General features: G+C 64.0%; 20 protein-coding genes and 1 tRNA gene. 17 read left to right on the top strand and 4 right to left on the bottom strand.

Annotation, left to right across the window (positions count from 1 at the left end):
• The first annotated feature begins 145 nt into the window (after positions 1–145).
• Both ASF26_RS22865 and ASF26_RS22300 read left to right on the top strand, forming a co-directional pair.
• Positions 146–295 (top strand): hypothetical protein, encoded by a 150-nt coding sequence (locus tag ASF26_RS22865; protein WP_156463065.1) that lies wholly within the window; start codon positions 146–148, stop codon positions 293–295.
• Between the two features lie 447 nt (positions 296–742).
• Positions 743–1447: a helix-turn-helix transcriptional regulator gene (locus ASF26_RS22300; protein ID WP_162240232.1), complete on the top strand. Its 705-nt coding sequence runs from the start codon at positions 743–745 to the stop codon at positions 1445–1447.
• Between the two features lie 218 nt (positions 1448–1665).
• On the opposite strand, the gene ASF26_RS20250 is transcribed toward ASF26_RS22300, so the two are convergent.
• A complete protein-coding gene (locus tag ASF26_RS20250; protein ID WP_156463064.1) occupies positions 1666–2256 on the bottom strand; it encodes a hypothetical protein in 591 nt (196 codons plus the stop codon).
• 361 nt (positions 2257–2617) lie between these two features.
• Between ASF26_RS20250 and ASF26_RS20240 the strand changes: the two genes are divergently transcribed.
• From ASF26_RS20240 to ASF26_RS20200, 9 genes are all read left to right on the top strand, one after another.
• Complete coding sequence (locus ASF26_RS20240; protein ID WP_056258430.1) at positions 2618–2965, top strand: hypothetical protein; 348 nt, start codon at positions 2618–2620, stop codon at positions 2963–2965.
• Between the two features lie 97 nt (positions 2966–3062).
• Positions 3063–5147 carry a hypothetical protein gene (locus tag ASF26_RS20235; protein WP_056258425.1) on the top strand — a complete coding sequence of 695 codons (2085 nt, stop codon included), beginning with the start codon at positions 3063–3065 and terminating at the stop codon, positions 5145–5147.
• 2 nt (positions 5148–5149) lie between these two features.
• Positions 5150–5608 (top strand): hypothetical protein, encoded by a 459-nt coding sequence (locus ASF26_RS20230; RefSeq protein WP_056258421.1) that lies wholly within the window; start codon positions 5150–5152, stop codon positions 5606–5608.
• The gene (locus ASF26_RS20225; protein WP_056258419.1) at positions 5605–6132 is read left to right on the top strand and encodes a hypothetical protein; all 528 of its coding nucleotides are present in this window, start codon (positions 5605–5607) and stop codon (positions 6130–6132) included. Before ASF26_RS20230 ends, ASF26_RS20225 begins: the two co-directional genes overlap by 4 nt.
• On the top strand, positions 6129–6482 hold the full coding sequence (locus ASF26_RS20220; RefSeq protein WP_056258417.1) for a hypothetical protein: 354 nt from the start codon (positions 6129–6131) through the stop codon (positions 6480–6482). The genes ASF26_RS20225 and ASF26_RS20220 overlap by 4 nt, the downstream gene beginning before the upstream one ends.
• Complete coding sequence (locus tag ASF26_RS20215; RefSeq protein ID WP_056258414.1) at positions 6470–7120, top strand: hypothetical protein; 651 nt, start codon at positions 6470–6472, stop codon at positions 7118–7120. Before ASF26_RS20220 ends, ASF26_RS20215 begins: the two co-directional genes overlap by 13 nt.
• The gene (locus ASF26_RS20210; RefSeq protein WP_056258410.1) at positions 7117–7422 is read left to right on the top strand and encodes a hypothetical protein; all 306 of its coding nucleotides are present in this window, start codon (positions 7117–7119) and stop codon (positions 7420–7422) included. Before ASF26_RS20215 ends, ASF26_RS20210 begins: the two co-directional genes overlap by 4 nt.
• A gap of 226 nt (positions 7423–7648) precedes the next feature.
• Positions 7649–8404 (top strand): hypothetical protein, encoded by a 756-nt coding sequence (locus ASF26_RS20205; protein ID WP_056258408.1) that lies wholly within the window; start codon positions 7649–7651, stop codon positions 8402–8404.
• A gap of 441 nt (positions 8405–8845) precedes the next feature.
• Positions 8846–9550, top strand: coding sequence for a hypothetical protein (locus ASF26_RS20200; protein WP_244476018.1), 705 nt, complete (start codon positions 8846–8848; stop codon positions 9548–9550).
• Between the two features lie 271 nt (positions 9551–9821).
• On the opposite strand, the gene ASF26_RS20195 is transcribed toward ASF26_RS20200, so the two are convergent.
• Positions 9822–9897 (bottom strand) — tRNA-Ile (locus ASF26_RS20195).
• A 335-nt stretch (positions 9898–10232) separates the two neighbouring features.
• Here ASF26_RS20195 and ASF26_RS20190 point away from each other — a divergent pair.
• The 6 genes from ASF26_RS20190 (at position 10233) to ASF26_RS20165 (ending at position 12990) form a co-directional block, all read left to right on the top strand.
• Positions 10233–10649 (top strand): hypothetical protein, encoded by a 417-nt coding sequence (locus ASF26_RS20190; RefSeq protein WP_056258405.1) that lies wholly within the window; start codon positions 10233–10235, stop codon positions 10647–10649.
• Positions 10646–11053 carry a hypothetical protein gene (locus ASF26_RS20185; RefSeq protein ID WP_018043878.1) on the top strand — a complete coding sequence of 136 codons (408 nt, stop codon included), beginning with the start codon at positions 10646–10648 and terminating at the stop codon, positions 11051–11053. The genes ASF26_RS20190 and ASF26_RS20185 overlap by 4 nt, the downstream gene beginning before the upstream one ends.
• 134 nt (positions 11054–11187) lie before the next feature.
• Positions 11188–11448 carry a hypothetical protein gene (locus ASF26_RS20180; RefSeq protein WP_018043877.1) on the top strand — a complete coding sequence of 87 codons (261 nt, stop codon included), beginning with the start codon at positions 11188–11190 and terminating at the stop codon, positions 11446–11448.
• 84 nt (positions 11449–11532) lie between these two features.
• On the top strand, positions 11533–12018 hold the full coding sequence (locus tag ASF26_RS20175) for a DUF2934 domain-containing protein (protein ID WP_056258402.1): 486 nt from the start codon (positions 11533–11535) through the stop codon (positions 12016–12018).
• Positions 12019–12313: 295 nt separating this feature from the next.
• Positions 12314–12622: a hypothetical protein gene (locus tag ASF26_RS20170; protein WP_056258858.1), complete on the top strand. Its 309-nt coding sequence runs from the start codon at positions 12314–12316 to the stop codon at positions 12620–12622.
• Positions 12623–12780: 158 nt separating this feature from the next.
• Positions 12781–12990, top strand: a complete 210-nt coding sequence (locus ASF26_RS20165) for a hypothetical protein (RefSeq protein ID WP_051074402.1) — start codon at positions 12781–12783, stop codon at positions 12988–12990.
• An 8-nt stretch (positions 12991–12998) separates the two neighbouring features.
• On the opposite strand, the gene ASF26_RS20160 is transcribed toward ASF26_RS20165, so the two are convergent.
• A complete protein-coding gene (locus ASF26_RS20160) occupies positions 12999–13181 on the bottom strand; it encodes a hypothetical protein (RefSeq protein ID WP_156463063.1) in 183 nt (60 codons plus the stop codon).
• A 193-nt stretch (positions 13182–13374) separates the two neighbouring features.
• The gene (locus ASF26_RS20155) at positions 13375–13683 is read right to left on the bottom strand and encodes a hypothetical protein (protein WP_056258400.1); all 309 of its coding nucleotides are present in this window, start codon (positions 13681–13683) and stop codon (positions 13375–13377) included.
• Positions 13684–13733: the final 50 nt, after the last annotated feature.

Raw genomic sequence — 13733 nt, 5'->3', positions numbered from 1 at the left:
GGCACCGACGCGGCGCGCCTGCTCCACAGCGTCGGCGACACTCTGTTGCGGATGGGATGCTGAGGGAGGATGAGCTCTCGGAGACCAAGCATGCGCATGGACATTCAGCCGGCGCGACGCCCGAACCGAATCGAGGGAGCGATGTATGGACGAGGCGAGGTTTCGTGCCCTGGAGGCGCGCATCGCTACCTTGGAAAACGAACTGAAGCGCGCTCGGAACGAAATCCAGTGGGCGATCGGCCTGATGTGCGTCGTCCCGGTGGGGCTGCTCATCATTGTGAGGGCTTGGTCGTGAAGGGTTACTACCCGTGCGTTCACGTTGACCACGACCAAGTCGCCAATGACATACCGGCCGCAGCCCTGCTTGGGCAAGTGAGCGTATCGCTGATGCGAATGGGACCGTGAGGTCGGCATCATGCCTGAGCCTCTGCAGGCCCGGAGTCGTGCTGTCGACGCCTTCTGGGCCGCGCGCTGTTTTCGAGGTCGGCGTAGGTGATGTTCGCGAGCCGGAGCCGACCAGCCTCCTTCTCGATCTGTCGCCAATATGGCTGCGGTATCACATTGCGTGTTTTCCAGGCGCTTACTGTACCTGCCGGGCATCCGAGCAAGTTCGCCAGCGACGCATAACCGAAGGCGTCAATGATTTCGCGAGCAGACATCATAATCAATAATCTGCGATATGCAGAATTGTCCGTCAAGCGGCATTCTGCGACTTGCAGACCACAATCTGCTTTATGAAGCCATGGAAATTTTCGATCGCCTAAAAATGGCCCGCCAGAATGCCGGGCATGCCACTGCCAAGGACGCTGCGCAGCGCCTCGGCGTTCCATATGGGACATATAGCGGCCACGAAAGCGGGACGCGTGGTATCAAGAAGGAAGACATCGAACGCTATGCGAAGGCTTTCGACGTCTCATTGTCTTGGCTAGCCTTTGGTCTGGACCTGCAGACTGGAGATCTAGCAAGACCCGCACGGTTTGTTGGTACCGTAAAAGCTGATGGTGTATTTTACCCAGTATCCCCAGACATCAGGGGAGATGACTTAGAAAAATATCCACCGCTGCCATTAAGGCGTACGGTACAAGGTGTAGTATTAGTAGATGGACACGGATTAAAGGGTTTCGCAGAAGACAAGTCATTAATATACCTTGATCTTCTTGATAACGAAATGGCAGAAAATAAGATAGGCACCCCTTGTTTTATGACATATGTTACCGATCAAACAGATTATCCTGCCATGGGATATCCATATCCCGGCGCATCTTCCGGTAAGTATAATATTGAGCGACTATTGCTGCCAACGATGAGAGATATGATCATCCATACTGCTGTACCAGTTATGGCAATAGTTCCATATTATACAGCACTTAAGCTGAAGGAGTTTTACAAACCTAAGGATCAAACCTCGTTAAACTTGAAAAATAAATTCGATATCCCTCGGTTCTAACAGTCTGCAAAAAAGGGTTGGGTCTCTAAAAATCTGCAAAACGCAGTTGACCACCGTTCTGCCTTATGCAGAATATGTTTCATCGCCTTACGCGGTGGAGCCGAACCATGCTCGCGAACGCCTACCCCTTCATTCCTATCTGCGCCTTCGTGCTGCTCTGGGCGATCGGCAATGCCTTCACCCGCATGGAAGGCTGAACTATGGTCAAAGATGGAGCTTCAGACCTTCGGACGCTGCCACCAAGCAGGCACCCTGGCAGCAGCCTGCGCGTCACCAACGCGTGGGAACTGTACGCCTTCGTAGCGTCTCCAGTTTCGCCAAATCCTCTGCGAGGGCGTCACCACAATCATGGAAGCGGTAGGACGATCGAGAGCGGTCATCGCGGCGTTGTAAGCCAGTTTGTCGACGGCATGGAACGTCGGCGGCTCGTCGCCGAACAGGGCACGCATACGGCGCCCCGTATCTTTGGCGTTTTCGGCATCAAGGTCGGCAAGAAGCGCGAGAAAGCGGCGTCTCAAATCGGCATGCAGCGCTTCACGTCGGCCGAGCGCAAAGACAAGCTGAACCGCTCCCACAACGCTGGTTGCTGCAGCGATCCATCGCCCATCTACCCGTGCCCAGGGAGGCAGCAGGTCCGAGAGCGCAATGACGGTGCCCAGGCCGCTCACGAGGACAAAGAGATCCAAGGCTCGATTGATCGAGGCAAAGTGCCCCTCACGATCCTCGTGATAGCGAACGTTCTTGAGAAGACTGAAACGGCATCTCTGCTCGTCGGTCAGCGGCGGCGCGGGCTTTTCGGATTGTCCCAATCTGTCGGGCTCTTGTCCTGTTGGTTGCGTTTCCGTTCCTCCTCTATCCGCTGCCGTCGCTCCTGCTCCAGTTCCTCTCTGCGACGGCGCTCCTCCTCTCGAATTCTGCGCTCCGCCTCCTCCCTGTCCCGCTCCGCCATCAGCAGGAATGGGCTCGGAATCATCCGTCCGCTGGTCCATGGGGCCGGCCTCTCCATTCGTGGTCTCCAATCGGTCCAGTCGGTTGGTTGCTGCGAGGCCTGGGTTGGTTCACGGCCATCCCAGGCCACTCCATTAACAACTCAGAACCTTTCGACGCGCCAGCGTAAATCGAGGGTTGTCCTCGATGCGATCTGCAATGCCGCCTGTACGGGAGGTCGCAATGCATAAGCGCAATCCTCGCATTGATGATTTGGGCCAACCCGAATGGCGTGCGGCCCTGCTCGCTGAAGCGATCCGGCACACGGCCCACCTCGCCGGCCCGATCAGCCCCTTCGCCCTGTTCAAGCACCTTCAGGACTGGCTCGGCCTGTCCGAGGAAGAGTGCGGTGGCGAGATCAGCACCACCCTGTTCCTGATGGTCCGCAGCGGCCTCTACACGTCGAACACCCACGACGTGGAGACCGGCACCGTCACCCTGGCCGCGCACACGCTGCTCACGCCCTCGGTCGCTCTGACGCTGTGCATGCACAGCGAGCCCGAGACGATGCCCGACGAACTCGAATTCTAGAGGTCACGGACGCGCTCGAGGAGGCATCCGTTTCAAGCGGCCCACGCAGGTCTGAAAAGCCGGCGAGGGCCTTCACCCAACCCGCGGAGATGAAGTCATGGAACAGCGCCTTTGCGTTGATCGCACCCCTGTGTCTGAAGCCCAGACGTTTGCGGCGGACGCCCTCGACAAACGTGATCTCAATGCTGCCGCGACGAAGCTGCTGACGAAACCGGCCGCCACGTCCTCCATCGGCGAGGCAATCGAGACGCACCACATAACGGCCGTGGCGGCGAACGTCGCGATGGTGGACGCGAGATCGAGCGTGTCCCCTGCTGTCATGCTCGCGGCGTCCGAGGCATGGAACGCCTACGTCGCCATCTGGAAGGCCGACAAGGACTGGGCTGCCGGACAGATCACCGAAGAGGCATGGAAGATCGTCTACGAGCGCGCGCACGAGACTTTGGACCGGCTGTCTATGGTCGAGGCCAAGACGTGGCTCGATATGGCTTGCAAGTGCCTTGTCCTGGGCGCCGAAGAGGCATGGGAGTTAAACACGGCCGACGACCCGGCTGAGGATGGGCGCATCAAGCGCATCGGTCGTCAGTTCGAGGCGATGATCCTCACGGGCGGGCAGGCTGATCTCGCCGCACCTACGCTGGCAGTCGAAGCTACCAAGTCAGATCTGATTGAGAGCCATCGCACCGATCAGCGCGATCAAGCATTGCTGGCGCTCGGCCGGAAGCACGACGAGGCTCACGCCGCGTGGCGCGCCGCTGTCGAAGCGTATCGCGAGACTGATGAGCAGCACACCGCCTTCATTGAAGCGGCCAAGGCCCGTGGCGGCCCTACCATGGCTGACATCATCGAGGGCGAGAAGATCCCTGGATACAAGGAGGGGCGCAATGCAGACGAAGATGCCTTCGGGATCGTCGGCGACATCGGGCTCGAGATCCTGAAGCACCGGCCGACGTCGGTCGCCGGCCTTGCCGTCCTTGCCCGCGCGCTCGTTCCGCTTGTCTGGCCTACCGGCAGCTTTGAAGAGGATGCTGCGCTCGTGCCCGACGAAGACATGCACAGAGAGGCGGTGCGTCACATGGTCGAAGCTTGCTGCGCTGCTGCGGGCTTCGATTGGATGGGACAGCCTGTCTCTGGGTCTTTTCCCTCAGACGAGCTTCCGCAGGGTGACGCTGCCCTGCTCACTTTAGAAGCCGAATTCCATCGCGCCGATCAGGCTTTCGGAGAAGCTTATAAGAAGTGGAGTGCCGTGAGCGATGCGCTCGACCGCGTGCCGGCCCCCGATGCGCTCCAACACCGTCCGATAGACAACCAAATCGTCGGGATGCCCGAGACCGCAACATGGTCCCCGCGGCCGGGTCTGATCGTCGGCGCGCCGTATGGTGAGGAGGAGGTTGCCGTTCTGCGCAATCTTGTTGCCACTGTCGAGACCGGCGACGTGCACAGGCGGGACTGTGTGCCCGGTGGTCCTGGGACTGAGCCCGACGCGGCATCGCAAAAGCGCGTGGCGCAGATCGTGGCTGCCTGGGATCGCTTCCAGATAAAAAGGGCGACGGTTCCTGGATTCAAAGACTTGGCGAGGCTGGACGAGGCTCGACAGGATGCGGAGGACGCCCGCCTCGACGTACTCTCTCGTCTCCGGTCTGCGCCTGCTAAAACGCTGGCGGGGTTGCTGGTTAAGGCTCGGGTGGCAGAGCTTGTCGCCGGCGAGGACCTGGACACCATGGGGCGCCACGAACATCTCGACGATGACGCTTTAGCACTCCCTTTGAGCCTTACAGCGGATCTGTTGAAGCTCTCGGCCCTCCCACCTGTCGAAAATGCCGCCGTCGACCCCATCGAAACACCATCCCTCCCCGACGTGGCGGCAATCGCCCTGCCTGAGCTACGTGCCCTTCATGATGTCGCCGATCTGCTCCACGAACTCTGTCACGCCCTGAGGTGTCAGCCTCGGTGCTCGACCGAACAAGGCGGCAGCAAGCCGGCCGGCGATTTTGTGGAACGACTGCTGGCCCAATGCCAGGAAGTGATGGCCGCCTGCGTGGCAGAGGCCAACCAGCGCAAGCCCGCGACACCATCCGAAGTGGATGAGCGGCTGTGCATCCTCGCTCGAGCAGTAATTGAGAATGGTGATTCCGCTCAGACAGCGGCCTTGGCCCGCGACCTCCAAGCGTCGGTGGGCTGACCATGAACGAGGCTCGCACCTTCCACAGCACCGACATCCGCGGCGTGAACACCATCCTGCTCCGCGACGGCTGCGAGATCCGGCTCGAAGACATCCAGTCCTCCGAGCAGGGTAAGGCCATCCTCGACGAGATTGATGGCGCCATCCTCGCCATCGAAGACCAGATCCTCCTCGGATTCCAGAGCGACGATCCCTCGTGGAAGGTCCGGGCCGAGATCGCACTTAAAAGGAAGCGCCGGAGCCGGCCGGCGCTTCAGGCCCGCATCGGCGAGCTCCGGCGCGCCGAGAAGGCGTTGGCGATCAAGGACGCCCACTCCAACGCCACGTCGAAGGTCGATGCCAAGCGGCAGGCCTTCGTCCATGCGGCCTACGAACTCCTCGGCCACGAAACCTGCGTCGAGGTCTGGGCCCTGGCTCAAGAGAAGCAGCCTGCGCTGTTCACGGAAGGGGGATCGTCATGATCCCCCACTCCATCCAGCCGAAGCTGATCAAGCTACTTCCGCTCCTCGGCAGCGACAACGACGGGGAGGTGGTTTCGACGGTGTGGGCGATAGGGCGAACGCTCGCCTCGGCCGGCGCGGACTTTCACGACCTGACGGATTCGCTGGTCAAAGCGCGGGTGGTGATCCCCCCGCGTCCCGCCGGCGAGGCGTTCAACTACGCGGACGTCTATCGCCAGGCGGCTCGGGATGGAGGCGACGACTTTCACCCGGCCGGGCGCTCGCGGCGCTTCGGCCTCCCGCTCTGGCATCCCGACGAGACGCTCCCCTGGTGGGAGGTCGCGAGGGAATGCCTGCATCTCAACAGGATCCTGGCGAAGCGGGATGGTGAACGGTTTCTCCGGCCATTCGAGGTCGATCTGCTCGAGCGATTTCTCCATCAGGAGCTCTGGCCGACCAACGCGCAGGCATCATGGGTCGAGACCGTTGTCGCCCGCTGCCATCAGGCAAGGGACGCGGCCAAGCGGAAGAGGCCCGAGGCATGAGCACGCGCGACGCTGCCTATGCCGAAGGCTTCCGAAATGGCGTCCGTGCGATGATCGACATGGCGCTCATCGCGGCCGTCACCATCGAAGTGCGGGACGACGCGGGTGAGATCCGGCAACGGGCCGCTGTCGCCGCCCTCCAGGGGCTCGCCGAGGGTGCCAAATCCGCTCTCGTCGATCCGCCGAACCCGCTGATCCAAATCTTCAAGATCATCGCCGACGACCCGGCGTCGTCCGGCGTCCTCCCCTGTCCGACCTGTGCCGGTCGTCTGGTCTGGGTACGGGACAGCTTCAACGGCCACCTTCACGGTCAATGCGAAACCGCGGGGTGCTTCCGATGGATGCAGTAGCGGATCCGATCCTGGCTGTGATCGCCGATCACCGGGCGGCCGACGACGCACTGACACTCATCCTCGACACTCTCGACGAGGACGATGAGGAGGCGATGCGCGCCCACAACCGGGCGGCGGACCGGTGCCTCGACGCCCGCCAGGCCATGAACGCCATAGTCCCAGTGACGATGGGCGGCCTGCAGGCGCTGGTCGCGCATTACGTCCGATACCAAGAATACACTGATGGCTTCGAGCGTATCGGGGCTGCCCTGGAGGGCTGTGATTCCACCTTGCGACTTTCGATGCTTCGAGTCGAGATTACCAAGTCAGAACAGGATGTTGAGGTCGCAAATCGACCGACCGTCCCTGACGTGATTTTCGCCCACCGTGCGGCATGGGACGCCTTCCAGATCGCGCCCCATGAGGATGTCGACCTCGATGCTGCCTACGAAGCGCAGGGCGACATGCAGGACGCCTTCGACCAAGTTCTCATCACGCCGTGCACGAACCGCACCGAGGCCCTGGCCCTGCGCGCTCACCTTCAATGGTGGCTCGCGGAAGAGGCAGAACTCGCGGCCGATTACCAGCCGAAATACGCCATCGCTGAGGCCCGCGTGGCGGAGCTTGGCATGCTCCTCAATGGAGGCGTTCCATGATGGTGCCGACCCTCGACGACGTCCGCGCCGCGTGGATGCGACTGCCGGCTAGCCAGCGCGACGAGATCGGCCTGCTCGCGGTCGACCTCGCTTTTCAGGGATACCTCTACGGCGATCTGGTCCCCGAAAAGGATCAGGTCTTGCCGGACCAGGACGCCCGCGATGCGGCCGGCGACCGTGAGAACGATCGCCTCAACGAGATCCACCGCACCGTGACAGCCGCGCTGCCCGACCTGTTCGGGCCGGACGGAGATCACCCCCTGTGGGCCACCTATTCGCAGGGAGCGCCGAGCAATGGCTGAAGCACAGTACGCCCCCATGAGCCCGATCGCCTGCCTTTCATTCAGCGGCACCACCCTACGGGCGCCGCCGGCAAGCAAACTGGAGCAAGGACATGATCTAGACCATCCTCGTCTACGCTCTCACGGCTGTCATGGCCTTCACCTTCGGGCTGATGATCGTAGCCTGCTGCGCCGCCCGCCGACACATCGAGGGCGGCCACTGCAACGTGAACGAAGGATTGGCAAAATGACCACTGCCGGCATCACCTTCAGCCGCGAAGTGAGCGCCACTGACCGGAATGGCGTCACTTACACAACGGACGAGATGCGCGAGATTTTCCGCAAGCTCTATCCGATCAATCCGAAAGCAATCGCCCTTATGTTCCCCGATCTGACGGGGCATTTGGTTCGCAGGCGTGCTTTGGATTACGGCATCACCGCGCAGTCTTACTGGCACTGGACTGATGAAGAGGATGCCACCCTCCGCAAGCTATGGCCTGACAAGAAGGCGGCCGGCGCGGCTTTGGGCCGTTCCAACAAGGCCATGGTGAATAGAGCGAAGCGCCTGGGCATCGCGACTGCCATGGACCTGCCGTTCAGCCCCGCCGAACTCGCCATGGCAGCAAGGGGCCTTACACCGCCCGGCCGGTGCCGTCGCGCCGCCGACACGGCTCGCAAGCGCCGTGGCATCACGATGCGGGCGATCAAGTCTGTCGCTGCAATCTCGCCCGTCGCGCTGCTGGCCCGCATCGGTGATCTGGTCCACCGGGGGCATACGCCGACCCGGCGCGAAGAAATCATTTTCACCGTCAACGCAGAGTGCCTTGCCGGCAGATGCAGTGCGGAGGCCGCCGACCTGCAAAAGGCCGTGAAGAAGGCGACCACCGCCGTTTACAAACTCAACCCCGAGCGCGGCGCCCCCGTCAGCATGGACGCCCGTCTGTTCGATGATGGCAGCGCCACCGTAGGCGATCGCATCTCATCCGACACCTTCCACTTCTAGCACTGTTCGCGTCGATGGCAGGCTCACAATTCATGAACCTAATTGTCGGCGCGAGCATCCCTCTGGTCTCTACGGAGCCCGTCATGATCGAAGCGATGCAGCTGGCCAGCTGCGCCTATACGGGGAAGCCGGTGTGATGGGCCGAAGAGCCGCCGCAGTTACTCAGGCCGACATCGCTCGCGTCATCCGCGCAGTTCAAGCCGCCGGTCTACCGGTGACGCGCGTGGTGGTGAGATCGGATGGCGTAGTCGTCGAGACGATTCGCCCACCTGACCGTTTCGAGCCCGACGAGGCTCAATCTGAATTGGATAGGGAAGGGCCCGTCGTGGTCCTGTAACCGAGATCATGCCACGCCCGCGCCCGCCCCATCTTGTCCGAGAGACGACCCGCCACGATCGGGTCGTCTGGTACGTCCGCATAGGGCAGGGCAAGCGCACCCGCATGACGGAGCCCTATGGGACTGAAGCGTTCTGGCGCGACTATCGTGCCGCCCTGGAAGGCAGGCCTGTTGCCCCCAAGGGTCCCGCGTCCGGGACGCTGTCCTGGCTCATCGCCAAGCACCTGACGTCGGCAGAATGGTCTGAGCTGAAGCCAGCCACACGCAAACAGCGGCACGGCTTCTACCGGGCAATGGAGAAGACGGCCGGCAGCGAACCGCTGAAAGCGATTGATCGGCGCGCCGTGCTTGCTGGCAGGGACCGCCGGCGGGACCGCCCGTACGCGGCAAACAACTTCCTGAAGGCCCTGCGAGGCCTGTTTGGGTGGGCCGCTCTTGTCGGGTACGTCACCGTCGACCCCACGTTGGGGATCAAGCCGCTCGCGGGCAACAATGACGACGGCTTCCACGCGTGGTCTGAGGAGGAGCTTGAGCGGTTCGAGGCTCATTGGCCTATCGGCACGCGTCAGCGCCTAGCTTTCGATCTGCTTCTATACACCGGCCTGCGCCGCGGTGATGCCGTGCGCCTTGGGCGACCGCACGTCCGCGATGGCGAGTTCACGATGCGGACGGAGAAGACGGGCATGGTCGTGATCGCCCCCATCCTGCCGCCGCTCGCTGCCTCAATCGCCGCGACGCGCACCGGCGATCTGACGTTCCTTGCGACCGAACGCGGCATGCCGTTCGGAAAGGAGTCGTTCGGCAACTAGTTCGGGAAGGCATGCCGCGCTGCCAAGTGCCCAGGCTCTGCCCATGGTCTGCGCAAGGCCGGGGCGAGGCGGGCGGCCGAGGGCGGCGCCAGCGAGGCACAGCTCAATGCGTTGTTCGGATGGGCCGACGGCAGCCGGGAAAGTGCCACCTACACAAGGACCGCGAACCGCGCGAAGCTGGCCCGCGAAGCTCGCAGAAATCCCGCACCACCCGCCAAGGTGCGGGATGGGGGACGAAAAGCTAAATGATTGTAGTGGCTTAGAAATAGAGTGGTGGGCCCGGCAGGACTCGAACCTGCAACCAGACCGTTATGAGCGGTCGGCTCTAACCATTGAGCTACAGGCCCTGCGCCTCTTCCCGTAGAAGGAAAGAGGGGCCTTCGTCCAGCGGCTACGCGTTCGAACCTTACGCATTGTCGCCGATTTCCCCGATCCGGTCTTGTGCAGGCGAGGCGTCCGGAACCCGTTCCGGGCCGCCCGGCGTAGGACGGGCAAGACGCTCCCCCTCGCAAGACGCTCCCACTCGCAAGACGCTCCCACTCGATGGAGAGGCACAGCGGTGCCGGGTCAGACCGGGGGAGCCCGAAGGGCAAGGTCGTCTTCGCGTTAAGCTCATGTTAACCCTGTGCCGACGATCGTTTCGGCGTTGGACAAGGGGTCTGTCGACCCGATTGAGGAGCCGATGGGCCGCACGATCCTCGCTTGCCGGCTCGCCGCATCCTCTTTCGCCTGGGCTCTTGCGGGATCGCCGGTTCTGGCTCAGGAACCGCTCCTCCTGAGAATCAGGCCTCCGGACGCCGCTCCCGCCGAGATCGGCGCGGGCGGCGGAATGCCGTCGGCGGAGGAGGTGGCACGGGCCCGGGCCGCGCGCGAAGCGGTGTGGGAACGGGCGGATCGCCGCGCCCGCATCGCGATCGCCTCCGTCTGCAGCGGCTGTCTGCAGCCGGAGCGTCCGGCGGCGCGGCTCACTTCTCAACCGCGCCCGGAGGATGCCATCGTCCAGGCGCAGACGACACCGCCCGAGCCGCCCGCCGCCGGCGACACGGCCCCGGCCGATATCCTCGCCCAGAGCTCAACCAGCCAGACAGGTACTCCATGACCCAGTCGCACCCCACCAGCGGCGCCGAGCCGGATCCGGCCTGCCCGGTCTCCCTCGATCTCCTCGGGGCGGTCTATCGCGCCGAGCCCGAGGATCTGCCCGAGATCCTCGCCGAGATTCCTCCCACCACCCGAGCCAAGCTCGCGGTCTACCTCTACGGCAAGAGCCACATGCATCAGCTCGGCCTCTCGGTGGCCCGTGCCTGCGAGCGGGACGACCTCGTCCGGGTCGCAGGCGAGATCGGCTCGGTGGTCCACGGCCAGGCACAGATGAAATCCGCGCGGCCCGCCGCCCCGAATCCCGCCGCCCCTCCGCCGCCGCGTAAGATCAGCCTCGGCGGCGGTTCGGCTCCGAAGAAGATCAGCCTCGGCGGATCGTCGGCGAAGTCGCGCTCCTTCGACTGAGCGCCCGCGACCGAGCACCCGTTCGCGAGATCGTGAGGCGGCAGCGGCCTTTCGGCCGAGGTCGCCCTTACCGCGAGGAACGGCCGCATGGCATAAGCGCGGCCGGCGCGCCCGGCGGCGCAGAGAGGACTGACATGTTCGGTGCGTGGTGGAAGCTCGGCATGGATGCGACCCTGCTCGCGATGGAATCGCAGCAGGTGATCGGCCTTCGCCTCGCAAAGCTGTCCCTCGGCGGACCGGCCGCGCAGATCGAGGCGCAACGCATGGTGAGCGAGAAGATCATGGCGGCCGGCGAAGCGGCCTTGCTCATGGCGACCGGAGGCTCGACCCAGAGCATGGTCACGGGATACCGCCGGAAGGTCCGCGCCAATGCGAGGCGGCTCTCGCAGGACTGACACGGCCTCGCTGCAGCGCGGCATTAACCGGAGATTAACCAACCTCCGCTTCCATCGGGGCGACCACCCACGAGGAGAGCGCGGATGATCCCTTTCGAACAGCAGGTGCGCGAGCGCGCCTATTCCATCTGGGAAGGCGAGGGCCGGGTGTTCGGCCGCGCCGATGAGCATTGGCTGATGGCCGAGGCCGATCTGCGTGCAGTGAGCCTCACGGCGCCGGTCTACGTTCAGCCCGTGACCGCCGATCTCAGCCTGGCACCGAGCCCGGCCAAGACCCTGAAGCCCCGCGCCTCGCGCAGTGCAGGCACCGCCGCCAAGGCCGTTGCCGAAAAGGCCGTCGCCCGGCCGTCCGAGACCGCGCCGCGCCGGACCAGGACGGCCAGCGCCAAATCCGCATCGGCCAAGCCTGCCTCCACCAAGACTGCTTCCGCTAAGTCTGCTTCCACCAAGGCGCCTGCCGCTTCCAAAGCGACCAAGGCAGCGTCGAGCACCACCACCGCCGCCAAGCCGCTCAGGGTCGCCAAGCCGCGCGCTGCCGCCCCGATGGAATCCGCCGCGACCGTCCACTGACACCGAGCGGCACCGTTCAAGCCCGTCGCCCCTCGCAGGGCGTCGGGCTTCTTGTTGTGCCACGGGGTTCAGGGGCCGCGGCCGAACCGGTCCCCGAGAGCACCCGCCAGCGAGGACGCCAAGCGAGGCGGTGGTGGCGATCATGACCGATCACGTGGAGCGCGGAATCCGGGTCGGGGAGATGCCGAGAGGGGAGGGAGAGGCAGCCCGCGGGGAACGGCGCGACAACCTTTGCCGTTATACGGTCATCGCATCGACGCGAGCCGATTCCCGGCCCACCCTTTCGAGGCCCGCCATGAAGACCGCCCTCTCCGCCGTGTTCGCCGTGTCGATGATGGCCGCGCCCCTGGTCGCCGCCTCTTCGGCTGCCGAGGCTGGGGCCGGCCCCTATCGGGAGCGGCCGGTGCTGCGGGAGGTCGATTCCACCGGCGGCATCGGCGTGGGCGGTCGCGCGCCCTGGAACCAGGCCTGGGAATACGATTCGGGCAGCGACAACGACCGCCGGCCGGAACTGCCCTATTACCAGCAGGGGCGCGGACAGCAGACAGGGGGGCCGGCGCGCAACCTGCTCCCCGATGACGGGCTCCATATTGTCCCGCGCTGAGCGTCCTGTCTGGAACCGCTCTGCAAGCCACACATGACACAAATGCGTCAGAACCGGTCGTCGGCTATGAATAGTCGACGAAAGGGACTGGCGGAGGCGGACGTCTTCGCGTAGCCAACCGCCCGGGGAAAATGATCCCGAGCGACGGAACGCAGACCATGGCGCAGCAGGCCCAGTCGAGCTTCGATTCTCAGCGTCCTTACGAGCGGATGGCGCTCCAGGACCAGGTCGAGGCCGCAGTCGAGGACGGCACGACCCCAATCAGCCGGCTCCTCCGGCTGATGTTCGCGGTGGATGCGGACGCCACGGCCAACGAAAACCTGCGCCTGCGCCTGCGGGCGCGCATCGGCGCCCCGCGCAGCGTCTGATCCCCTGCCTAGCGCCGCCGACGAGCGGTGCGGGGCTGCGAGCGTGTCATGCAGGCCGAATAGATCTGGCGGCCGATGGCGTAGAGCCCGATCCCACCCAGGTCGGGCGTGACGAACACCTTCGCGCGCGCCTCGTTGCGACAGGCCGCGTCCTGAGGGCTCTTGATCGGGGCCTCGGCATGAGCCGTCATCTCGATTCCCAAGAATCCCACAAAGGCCAAGCCGGCGATCCAGCACCGTCGGCGCGCCACCGCATTCCTACCGCACGATCCGGCCGTTCCGCTCGTCATTTCCGCCCCCGTCGTTACGGCCAAGTTAGGGCGGATCGACGGAAAGCGCATCGGTATTATCCACCGAAGATCTGGTTTCGGCAGGAATCGACGCCTACGGCATGATCCAGAGGCAGGAGGCCTCCCAGGTCACCGCGAGGCATTCGAACGGGGCTCCGCCGATCATGGCGCGGTGCTCGGGAGCGCCGACGCGATCACGGGCGATTCGGCGGCATCCGGGATGACCGGAGAGATCGGCCGATGCCGCGGCAGGATCGGATGGCGTCCGTCCCATCAGGACACGCAGTTGAACCAACGTATCGCAGGCGACGACGTCGCGCGGCGCGGCATCGCCGGCCGAGGCCGCCTTCGTCGCAGCCATGACGAGCAGGATGACGAGTCCCCAGCGCTTCTGCGGCATCATGGCGTGACCTCCTCCGGCGTTGCTTCACCGGCGGGGATACAGGGCGCCTG

The organism is Methylobacterium sp. Leaf93, from assembly GCF_001422345.1.
In the GTDB taxonomy this organism is placed as follows: Bacteria; Pseudomonadota; Alphaproteobacteria; order Rhizobiales; family Beijerinckiaceae; genus Methylobacterium; species Methylobacterium bullatum.
This window is presented reverse-complemented; position numbering and strand designations above follow the sequence as displayed.

Coding starts and splice junctions, on each gene's coding strand:
- ASF26_RS20160 (WP_156463063.1), bottom strand. CDS start 13,181: ATGACGGCTCATGCCGAGGCCCCGATCAAGAGCCCTCAGGACGCGGCC.
- ASF26_RS20170 (WP_056258858.1), top strand. CDS start 12,314: ATGAAGACCGCCCTCTCCGCCGTGTTCGCCGTGTCGATGATGGCCGCG.
- ASF26_RS20190 (WP_056258405.1), top strand. CDS start 10,233: ATGGGCCGCACGATCCTCGCTTGCCGGCTCGCCGCATCCTCTTTCGCC.
- ASF26_RS20210 (WP_056258410.1), top strand. CDS start 7,117: ATGATGGTGCCGACCCTCGACGACGTCCGCGCCGCGTGGATGCGACTG.
- ASF26_RS20185 (WP_018043878.1), top strand. CDS start 10,646: ATGACCCAGTCGCACCCCACCAGCGGCGCCGAGCCGGATCCGGCCTGC.
- ASF26_RS20205 (WP_056258408.1), top strand. CDS start 7,649: ATGACCACTGCCGGCATCACCTTCAGCCGCGAAGTGAGCGCCACTGAC.
- ASF26_RS20235 (WP_056258425.1), top strand. CDS start 3,063: ATGGAACAGCGCCTTTGCGTTGATCGCACCCCTGTGTCTGAAGCCCAG.
- ASF26_RS20200 (WP_244476018.1), top strand. CDS start 8,846: ATGACGGAGCCCTATGGGACTGAAGCGTTCTGGCGCGACTATCGTGCC.
- ASF26_RS20175 (WP_056258402.1), top strand. CDS start 11,533: ATGATCCCTTTCGAACAGCAGGTGCGCGAGCGCGCCTATTCCATCTGG.
- ASF26_RS20240 (WP_056258430.1), top strand. CDS start 2,618: ATGCATAAGCGCAATCCTCGCATTGATGATTTGGGCCAACCCGAATGG.
- ASF26_RS20155 (WP_056258400.1), bottom strand. CDS start 13,683: ATGATGCCGCAGAAGCGCTGGGGACTCGTCATCCTGCTCGTCATGGCT.
- ASF26_RS20225 (WP_056258419.1), top strand. CDS start 5,605: ATGATCCCCCACTCCATCCAGCCGAAGCTGATCAAGCTACTTCCGCTC.
- ASF26_RS20220 (WP_056258417.1), top strand. CDS start 6,129: ATGAGCACGCGCGACGCTGCCTATGCCGAAGGCTTCCGAAATGGCGTC.
- ASF26_RS20230 (WP_056258421.1), top strand. CDS start 5,150: ATGAACGAGGCTCGCACCTTCCACAGCACCGACATCCGCGGCGTGAAC.
- ASF26_RS20180 (WP_018043877.1), top strand. CDS start 11,188: ATGTTCGGTGCGTGGTGGAAGCTCGGCATGGATGCGACCCTGCTCGCG.
- ASF26_RS20165 (WP_051074402.1), top strand. CDS start 12,781: ATGGCGCAGCAGGCCCAGTCGAGCTTCGATTCTCAGCGTCCTTACGAG.
- ASF26_RS22865 (WP_156463065.1), top strand. CDS start 146: ATGGACGAGGCGAGGTTTCGTGCCCTGGAGGCGCGCATCGCTACCTTG.
- ASF26_RS22300 (WP_162240232.1), top strand. CDS start 743: ATGGAAATTTTCGATCGCCTAAAAATGGCCCGCCAGAATGCCGGGCAT.
- ASF26_RS20215 (WP_056258414.1), top strand. CDS start 6,470: ATGGATGCAGTAGCGGATCCGATCCTGGCTGTGATCGCCGATCACCGG.